General features: G+C 51.9%; 2 protein-coding genes. One reads left to right on the top strand and one right to left on the bottom strand.

The genetic code is table 11. The annotated features are described in order from the left end of the window. A partial coding sequence (locus R7Q47_RS26020) for an AsmA family protein (protein ID WP_318090232.1) occupies nt 1-533 on the top strand: 533 nt, incomplete at its 5' end. On the opposite strand, the gene R7Q47_RS26015 is transcribed toward R7Q47_RS26020, so the two are convergent. Further along, nucleotides 519-1,107, bottom strand: a 589-nt coding sequence (locus R7Q47_RS26015; RefSeq protein WP_318090231.1) for a thioesterase domain-containing protein, incomplete at its 5' end; no start/stop codon positions are given. The two genes, R7Q47_RS26020 and R7Q47_RS26015, sit on opposite strands and share 15 nt — an antisense overlap.

The following is a 1,107-nucleotide window of genomic DNA, read 5'->3' as shown; positions in this document are numbered from 1 at the left end:
ACCTCAACCTCGACCTGCAAGGTCTATCTGGTGACAACAATATGTTGGCGTACAGCTTAACGGGGCAAGTGGAAGCAAACCTACGAGAAACGACACTACGTTCACAAGCCGATAAGTCGCTTAAGAGCATCACGTTTTCCCCTATTCGAGTGCACGCGCAGCGGGGCGCTGTATCACTCAAGCCTGTAACCATCTCCGGCAATGTCATATCCGGTCAGATTGGCGGCGAGTTTGACATGGCCAACAACCCACTCAGCGGTTTGACATTCCAGCTCAAGGATCACTGCGGCATGGTCATAGGCGATCTGCTCGATGGTGAAATATCACGTAATGACTGCGACTCACCACAACAGCCAGACCACTTAACGCCGAACGTACCAACGAACGATGCTCAGCCGGAGGAATCGAGCTTTCATGGCATTGCAGAGGCGAATCTAGAGCAACCAGAAGAAGAGCTGGTTGAGGAGATAACAGAAGAGTTAGAGCCGGCTACGAACGAGGTCGTAGCCGAAGAAGAACTAGCAACTGAGTAGCTGCGAATAGTTGGGCAACAGCATGTACGTGCCAACGAAATCAACCGCAGGCGTATCGCCGCTGTAAATCACCACATGGATGACAATGCGCGCCTTGCGCCCTGACGCCAAGCGATCCAAATCACCACTGATACCATCAAGCGAGGTACTCGCCACCGGATTTTGCTCCACCGGATGACGATAACGAATCGAGCTGTCTGCCAGAACAATATCGCCATGCAAACCGCGCTCTTTGAGCAGTAACCACGTCATTCCCCATCCCGTCAGCGTTGCCAACGTAAATGCCGAACCAGCAAACATCGTATTGTGCGGGTTCAAATTCGGATTGAGCTGGGCACTGCATTCGAACTGATAACCGGTGTATTGGTTGATTTTGATGCCCATTTTGTCCGCAATTGGGATCTGCGCTTCCCAGCGCTGCTGCAATTCCGTGCACCATTCTGGGCGACGTAACACATTCGCCATCGGATCAAGCGGCTTCACCATTTGTTGGTGACGGACCGGACCGCGTTCATCGGTCAACTCACCACGACGTTCAAAACCATTTTTTTCATAAAACGCAATCGCATCTTCA

This window comes from Vibrio sp. Vb0349 (genome assembly GCF_033338975.1).
This window is presented reverse-complemented; position numbering and strand designations above follow the sequence as displayed.